7 protein-coding genes and 1 pseudogene are annotated in these 7114 nt (G+C 57.5%); 5 read left to right on the top strand and 3 right to left on the bottom strand.

From position 1 onward, the window contains the following. Positions 1–14: 14 nt before the first annotated feature. From ACZRKZ_RS17870 to ACZRKZ_RS17880, 3 genes are read left to right on the top strand one after another with little or no spacing between them, the layout of a single operon-like run. Entirely contained in the window at positions 15–905 is an 891-nt protein-coding gene (locus tag ACZRKZ_RS17870) for a LysR family transcriptional regulator (RefSeq protein WP_463982293.1), read from the top strand. Beyond that, complete coding sequence (locus tag ACZRKZ_RS17875) at positions 902–1438, top strand: AAA family ATPase (RefSeq protein ID WP_463982294.1); 537 nt, start codon at positions 902–904, stop codon at positions 1436–1438. The genes ACZRKZ_RS17870 and ACZRKZ_RS17875 overlap by 4 nt, the downstream gene beginning before the upstream one ends. 27 nt (positions 1439–1465) lie before the next feature. Continuing rightward, positions 1466–2152, top strand: a complete 687-nt coding sequence (locus ACZRKZ_RS17880) for a GNAT family N-acetyltransferase (protein ID WP_463982295.1) — start codon at positions 1466–1468, stop codon at positions 2150–2152. A 13-nt stretch (positions 2153–2165) separates the two neighbouring features. Here ACZRKZ_RS17880 and ACZRKZ_RS17885 read toward each other — a convergent pair whose 3' ends face one another. Continuing rightward, complete coding sequence (locus ACZRKZ_RS17885; protein WP_463982296.1) at positions 2166–2783, bottom strand: TetR/AcrR family transcriptional regulator; 618 nt, start codon at positions 2781–2783, stop codon at positions 2166–2168. Between the two features lie 91 nt (positions 2784–2874). Between ACZRKZ_RS17885 and ACZRKZ_RS17890 the strand changes: the two genes are divergently transcribed. Both ACZRKZ_RS17890 and ACZRKZ_RS17895 read left to right on the top strand, forming a co-directional pair. Continuing rightward, on the top strand, positions 2875–3465 hold the full coding sequence (locus tag ACZRKZ_RS17890) for an NAD(P)H-dependent oxidoreductase (protein ID WP_149415070.1): 591 nt from the start codon (positions 2875–2877) through the stop codon (positions 3463–3465). Positions 3466–3482: 17 nt separating this feature from the next. Further along, positions 3483–3834: pseudogene (locus tag ACZRKZ_RS17895) on the top strand (transposase); the annotation flags it as partial. 211 nt (positions 3835–4045) lie between these two features. Here the strand turns inward: ACZRKZ_RS17895 and ACZRKZ_RS17900 are convergent. Together ACZRKZ_RS17900 and ACZRKZ_RS17905 are read right to left on the bottom strand one after the other, a co-directional pair. Continuing rightward, entirely contained in the window at positions 4046–4684 is a 639-nt protein-coding gene (locus ACZRKZ_RS17900) for a hypothetical protein (protein WP_463982297.1), read from the bottom strand. Then, positions 4681–7114, bottom strand: a 2434-nt coding sequence (locus ACZRKZ_RS17905) for an RHS repeat-associated core domain-containing protein (RefSeq protein ID WP_463982298.1), incomplete at its 5' end; no start/stop codon positions are given. The genes ACZRKZ_RS17900 and ACZRKZ_RS17905, both read right to left, overlap by 4 nt.

Genomic DNA, 7114 nt, shown 5'->3' on the forward strand with positions numbered 1-7114 from the left:
GTGAGGATTGCCCCGTGTCGACCCCCGATTTCAATCTGCTGGTTACCCTGGACGTGTTGCTTGCCGAAGGCAGCGTCGCCCGTGCCGCACAGCGTTTACGCCTGAGCCCGTCGGCGATGAGCCGAGCCCTGGCGCGCTTGCGTGAGACCACCGGCGATCCGCTGCTGGTGCGCGCCGGTCGCGGCCTGGTGCCGACACCGCGTGCCCTTGAGCTGCGCGAACAGGTCAGCCAGTTGGTGCAGGACGCCGAGGCGGTGCTGCGTCCGGCCCAGACTCTGGACCTTAAACACTTGGTGCGCACCTTCACCCTGCGCACCAGCGAAGGCTTTGTCGAAAGCTTCGGCCCGGCACTGCTCGCCCGTGTCGCCGAACAAGCCCCCGGCGTGCGGTTGCGCTTCGTGCACAAGCCGGACAAGGACAGCACGCCCTTGCGCGACGGCAGCGTCGACCTGGAGACCGGCGTAGTCGACAGTAACGCCAGCCCCGAGGTGTTGACCCAGGCGCTGTTTCGCGACCGTTTTATCGGCGTGGTGCGCAGTGATCATCCGCTGAGCGAGGGCAAAATCACGCTGGCCCGCTATGCGGCAGGCAAGCACATCTACGTGTCCCGACGCGGGCGCGACCGGGGGCAGATTGACGATGCTCTTGAGTCTCTCGAACTGACGCGAGAAATCGTCACCATCGTCTCCGGTTTCTCTACCGCACTGGCTCTGGCGCGCAGCACCGACCTGATCGCCAGCGTCCCTGAGCGACACACCAGCGGCCTGCGCGATGGTCTGTATAGTTTTGCGTTGCCGGTCGAGTTGCCGGTGTTCAGTGTGGCAATGCTCTGGCACCCACGCCTGGATGCCGATTTGGCGCACCGCTGGTTGCGCGGTTGCCTGCGCGAGGTGTGTGCGCAGTGAACCAACGCCTCTACCTGACAGGCGCCTCAGGTGCTGGCGTTACCACCTTGGGCCGAGCGTTGGCTTCGGCTCTTCAACTGCCTCATATCGATGTGGATGACTATTACTGGTACCCCACCGACCCTCCTTATGTGCAATCGCGGCCACCGACGGAGCGTGTCAACTTGCTCAAACAGGCGTTGGCGGATGGGCCTTGGGTCGTTTCCGGATCATTGGATGGCTGGGGCGACGAACTGATCCAGAGCGCTGACCTTGTGGTGTTCGTCGATACACCGACGCCCCTGCGAGTGGAACGCCTGCAATCGCGCGAGGCCCAGCGTTATGGTGCACGTATTGCGCCTGGCGGGGATATGTACGCCACCCATGCGGCCTTCCTGGTGTGGGCCGCTGGCTATGAAACTGCCATATTTGCGGGGCGCAGCCGGCCACGGCATGAAGCGTGGTTCAAGCAATTGACCCAACCTTCACTGCGGGTCGACGGCAGCCTTTGCGTCGAGGTGTTGCTGCAACAGGTACACTCTGCCCAGCCTTGATGCGACACACCAGGAAACAGGAATTCAATGTTCAGCCTTACCCACTATGAAACCCCGTGCCCCGAGCACATCAACAGCCAGATTTTGCAGATGGTGGTCGACTATCTGACTGATATCAGCATGGTTGCCATCGCGCCGAGCAACCTGCTCTACAACGTCTACCAATATACGATCGGGTACGAAGTGCACCTGTACCTGGAAGCGGTCGGCGGCTCGAAGGGGATTGCGGTTGAACTGATCGTCGCCGTGGACGAGCAGGACCCGGCACAGGTCATCGGCTTTTTGCTGTACCTGCCGGTCAAGGGCGACCCCGACGCATGCGGCGTGGCCTATATGGCGGTGCATGCCAGTCATCGGCGCCAGGGCGTGTCGCGAGCGATGATGCAGGACATGCTCGCTCGCTACCCCCATGCCGAGCTGACCTGCGCCGTGGAAAAGGTACCGGCGTTTGAATCCATGGGCTTTCAGGTCCGGGGCGTACGCGGCACTCAGGTGTTGATGAACACCCGCGACTACAGCACCGAGGGCTTGATGGGGCTGTTGGATGTGGCGTCGGTCTACAGCTCGTTGGAAGTGCGGCAAATTCACACCTATCTGCTGCAAAAACACGGCAAGCGGGCAATGGTCGACGCCGAGAAACAGCGGGACCGGCACTTCGACCAAATGACGCGCAAGGCCCAGGGTTTTGTGCGCGGGCGTTTGGGCGAGGACTGAAAAAAACGCCCCCTTAATTTTCCAGGTGCGCACTGCGATTGACCATCGCCTTGATGTTGGCAAACAGTTCTTCCTGCGCCTCCAGCGGGCTGATTTCACCGCTGGCAGCCGCATGGGACAACGCCTCGGCCGCGCCGAGCATTGCCCGCAGGCTCGCCTGGGAAATGGCACCTGACACTGCAAAAGGGGCGAGGGTGGCGCGGCACTTCTCCATGAAAATCATCTCGTACTCGCGCTTGAGGGTTTCCAGCTCCGGCGAACTGCTCAGTGCGGCGATCACGCCCGGTATTTCCCTGCCCTGGAGCAGCACGCAGTCGACATAGGACGAAGCGATCACCCACGCGCGCTCATCAAGGGTCGGTTCGCTGGCCTCCAGGGCACAGGCCATCAACTGGTTCTGGCGTCCGTCAAAATCCTCATACAGCGCCGCCAACAGGCCGGACCGCGTGGTGAAGTGGTCATACACCACCGGTTTGGTCACGCCTGCCATTTCTGCCAGTCGACCAAGGGTCAGTGCTTCGGTGCCTTCTTCGCGAACCAGCTGCCAGGCGACGTCCAGCAACTGACGCAGGCGATCCTCCCGCGCCAGGCGACGGCGGGGGGGCGGGGTGTTCGTTTCGGTGCTTGACATGACTATATACCAAAAGTAACTTACCAGAGGTAACTTATGTCCAGCCTATACGGTTCGCCTTCTGCTCGCAAATTGCACCGGAGTCTTCGCCATGCACGCGCTTATCGTTGTTGCTCACCACGACCCTCAGTCCCTCACCCATAGCCTCGCCACACAATTGGCCGAAGGCCTGGCCCTGTCCGGCGATACGTTCGACATCGCCGACCTGGCCGCCGAAGGCTTCGACCCACGTTTCACCCTGGCCGATCACGCCGTCCACCGCACCCAGGCAACGCCACCCGCCGATGTCCTCGCCGAACAAGCACGGATCGACCGCGCCGATGCGCTGGTACTGGTGTTCCCGGTCTACTGGTGGTCCATGCCAGCGTTGCTCAAGGGCTGGATTGACCGGGTCTTTGCCAACGGCTGGGCCTTCGATTTCAGCCTCGACGCCAAGCTGGTGAAAAAGCTCGGACACCTGCACGTGCAGTTGATCGGCGTGGGCGGCGCCGATGGCGGTACTTATGAGCGCCATGGTTATGCCGAGGCCATGCGCACGCAAATTGACCATGGGATTTTTGATTATTGTGGGGCGAGGGTGGTGGGTTCGCAGTTGTTGCTGGAGTCAGAGACGGCTGAGCCTCAGGTTCATCTGGCAGCAGTTCGGGCGATGGGGCGTGACGGGGTTATGTTTTCCAGGTAATAGCCGACACACGGGTTTTGGCCTTTTTGCAGCAGATCGACCGTGCACTCCTGCAGAGTTTGATCTGCACGTCATTCTGGACAGCAACTCGACTCACAAAACGGCTGCCATCAAGCATGGCTAGAAAAACACCCGCGTTTCAAACTGCACTTCACACCAACAAGTGCCTCGTGGATGAACGCAGTGGAAGGCAGCTTCGCTCAACTGGAAAGACAGGCGCTGTATCGTGGCGTCTTCACCAGCGTGGCCGAACTAAAAGCAGCTATCCGTCAATTTATTGAGGCTCACAATTAACTTTTAGCTCAGCCTTTCCGGTGGAACAAAACAGCTGAATCAATCATCAACTCTGTAAAATCCCTTCATCTCAATCAGGAAGCGCTCGCGATGGGTCTGCTTACGTTTGCCGGTGTACTTGGCATCGGCGAAGGACATCAGTTTCATCGGGGCTCAACCGTTCAATTGGTGTGAGGCGGGTATTTCACCAGATTGGGAAGTCTTTTTCAGAGTTTTCCTGGGTGTTTTCGCCAGATATAAAGCTTGTTTCATGAGTAAATATGCCCGTCCCTCTTTATCCGTTTGCTTAACTGTGGATATAGTTGTAGACGCTCTCTTGGGTTATTTCTTGGATTTCGTTTTTTTTGATTGCATCGACTAATTCTGCTTGAAATTCAGCCGCGCTTATAAATTGAACAGCAGCATGTGTCTCTGAGTCAAAAAACCTACAAAGAACTACTTGCGCATAATTTTCAAGGAATATATTTATGTTTTTGGTTGTGACTCTTTTTTCGAAGACGGTCATGTCGGTCCAAAGCTGCTCTATTACAGCCCCTGCTTTTTGCATCACTAAAACCGCTTCGCTAGAAGCTTCAAATGTCGAATTTATAATTTGTTTGGGGTGGGTTGGAAGATTTTTTATTATGGAGTATATGTTGGTGTTCTCATTTTTTCCGAATAGATCTCCTTCCTCTTTCTGACTGGTCAATCTCTTTTTTAGTAGGTACTCCTCAGTCTTTGAGAAAAAATTGCCCCATCCTATCGACCTCCATTCCCGTTTAATCGGCCATTTTTCAACCAAGCACTCGGCTACGTTGCACCAAGAGCTCCAAACGCATTCGAAGTCATGATCAATTAAGGTTAATGTGGAAAATCGAGCATCACTTATCTGTTCTATCTGGTTCCAAGGTTTTATTCCAGTCTCATTTAGATATGCTGTTTTCATGGGTTCTCCTTGAAATATGTATGTGAGTCGTCTCCAACCCTTAAAGGCACCTTTAATCCATGGACGGTATTTTTTGTGTTGAAGTGTGGTCCGTGATTGCCCTCTACATGACCTAGGGAGTGCTCATAAATTTTAGTGACATGACTTTCTCTAAGGCTGAAAACGTATACTCTTCCCGATATGTATTTATCTTGATCACGGATCTTATCCCGTTGAACCTCTATAGGCTGTGTACTTTGTGGAATACCACCAATCTCTTTGGCTCTTCTAAAAGCTCCATTTCTTGAGAGCTTACTATCGAAACCTTTAGGCGGCTCTACGTCGCCTTCGTTTACCTTGGCTTTGCCCGCCGGATCTTCGCTGAGGTGTGTCGGCTTACACCCATCCCCACCCGGACACGTACTCAACCCCAACGGATCAACCCACCCCGTAGGGTTAGGCACATATTGATATCCGTTCAGCCCGCCCGCCAGTTTCACCGGGTCGGGCGTCAGGTAGCGGCCGTTGTCGGGATTGTAGTAGCGATGGCGGTTGTAGTGCAGCCCGCTTTCCTGGTCGAAGTATTGGCCCTGGAAGCGCAGCGGGTTGTTGACGGTGTTGACGTCCAGCCGGGCGATTTGGCCGTAGGCGCGGTAGTGGGCGGACCAGACGATTTCGCCGTTGGGGGCGGTGAGTTCTTGTGGCGTGCCGAGGTGGTCGAGTTGGTAGTGGAAGGGGCTGGTGGCTTCTGGGCCAAAGCCTTCAAGCAGGGCTAACGGGCGGAAGCTGTTGGGTTCGTAGATGTAGCTTTGGTGATGATCGGCGCTGTGTTCGGCGATCAACGTGTCGCCTTGCCAGAAGAATTCGGTGGTTTGGTCGTTGAGGGTTTTGGCTATGCGCCGACCAAAAGGGTCGTAGCGGTAGCTGGCTTGGGTGCCGTCGGGTTGGGTGACGGCGATCAGGCGGTGTTGGCAGTCGTAGCGGTATTCGGTGACCAGTTGCTGGGCGCGACCTCGGCGTTCGCGCAGGAGGTTGCCGAAGGCGTCGTAGTCGTAGTGGCGATCGCCTTGCATCAGCAGGCGGTTGCCTTTGATCACGCCGGGGCCCATGCGGTCTTGCATCAGCAGGTTGCCGGCCGGGTCGTGGGCGAAGCGTTCTTGCAGGTCTTGTGAGTGGTTGGTGCGGGTTAGGCGGTCCAGGGGATCGTAGTGGTAGTCGTGCTGGCCTTTGCGGGTGTCGAGGATGCGGGTCAGGTTGCCGCGCTTGTCGTAATCGTATTGGCGGCGGTAGTGGCGTTGTTCTTGTTGAGTCAGGGCGTGGGCGTGCAGGCGGCCTTGGTCGTCGTAGTGGTAGTGGCTGAGGAGTTGGCCTTGCTGGCGCTGGTGTTCGCGGCCTGATTTGAACAGGTGCGAGGTGAGCGTTTTGCCGTTGAGCTCGATGGTGGCGAGATGGCCGCCCTTATCGTGATGAAAGGTGAGCCGGTTGTTGTCCGGCAGGCGCAGGTAGTTGAGTTGGCCGCAGGCGTCGTAGCGATAGCGCAAGGTGCCCCAGCCTTGGTGTTCGGCGGTGAGGCGGTCCTGGGTGTCATATTCGTAATTGAGCGGCCAGTGGCCGTCGTCGACGCAGAGCAGATTGCCGAGGCGGTCGTAGGTGTAATCGACAATGCTGCGGTCGGGCAGGGTTTTTCTGACGAGTCTGCCGGCACTATCGCGCTCATATCGGGTAACCAGCTGACTGTCATCATCGCCGTACTCGGTCTTCTCCAGCAGGTGGCCGTTGAGGTCGTAGGCGTAGGCCGTGCGCCGGCCATCAAAGCCGGTCTCCTGCTGGATCAGGCCGTTGGCGTGGTAGGCGAGCTGATAGGTTTCGCCAACCTCGTTTTCAATCTCGGTCAGTAACAACCGAGCATTGTCGTAGCGGTAACTGAGTTGTGTGCCATCGGGATTGATACGACGGCTGATCAGGTGCAGGCCGTCGGCGTACTCGTAACGGGTGACACGGCCCAGTTCATCGCGCTCGGCGGTGATTTTTCCGTAGGGGTTGTAGCTGAATTCGCGGGTGGCGCCTCCTGGCTGAATCACCTTCAGCAAGCGACCTACGGCGCCCCACTGGTACTGGGTCAGCGTGCCATGCTCATCCTCTACCGCAACCTGCCGCCCCAGGTCGTCATAGCGATAACGCCGTACACCCCCATTAGCCAGCTGTTCCTCGGTGAGCTGGCCACGCTCATTCCAGGTCAGGCGCTGACTGCTGTTATCCGGATGCCAGACGCCGGTGAGCTTTCCGTGTTTGTTGTAGGTGTAGTCGGTGAAGTTGCCGTCAGGGTCAGTCTTGCGGGTGATATCGCCCTGGTCGTTACGCTGGTATTTCCAGACCGCGTTACCACGGCGCACGACCCGAACGAAACCGTTGTCATGTTCGTAGGATGTCGGCTCATCGTCCCCTGGAAAC

The sequence above is a fragment of the Pseudomonas sp. c313 genome (assembly GCF_055407145.1).

Coding starts and splice junctions, on each gene's coding strand:
- ACZRKZ_RS17880 (WP_463982295.1), top strand. CDS start 1,466: ATGTTCAGCCTTACCCACTATGAAACCCCGTGCCCCGAGCACATCAAC.
- ACZRKZ_RS17890 (WP_149415070.1), top strand. CDS start 2,875: ATGCACGCGCTTATCGTTGTTGCTCACCACGACCCTCAGTCCCTCACC.
- ACZRKZ_RS17900 (WP_463982297.1), bottom strand. CDS start 4,684: ATGAAAACAGCATATCTAAATGAGACTGGAATAAAACCTTGGAACCAG.
- ACZRKZ_RS17885 (WP_463982296.1), bottom strand. CDS start 2,783: ATGTCAAGCACCGAAACGAACACCCCGCCCCCCCGCCGTCGCCTGGCG.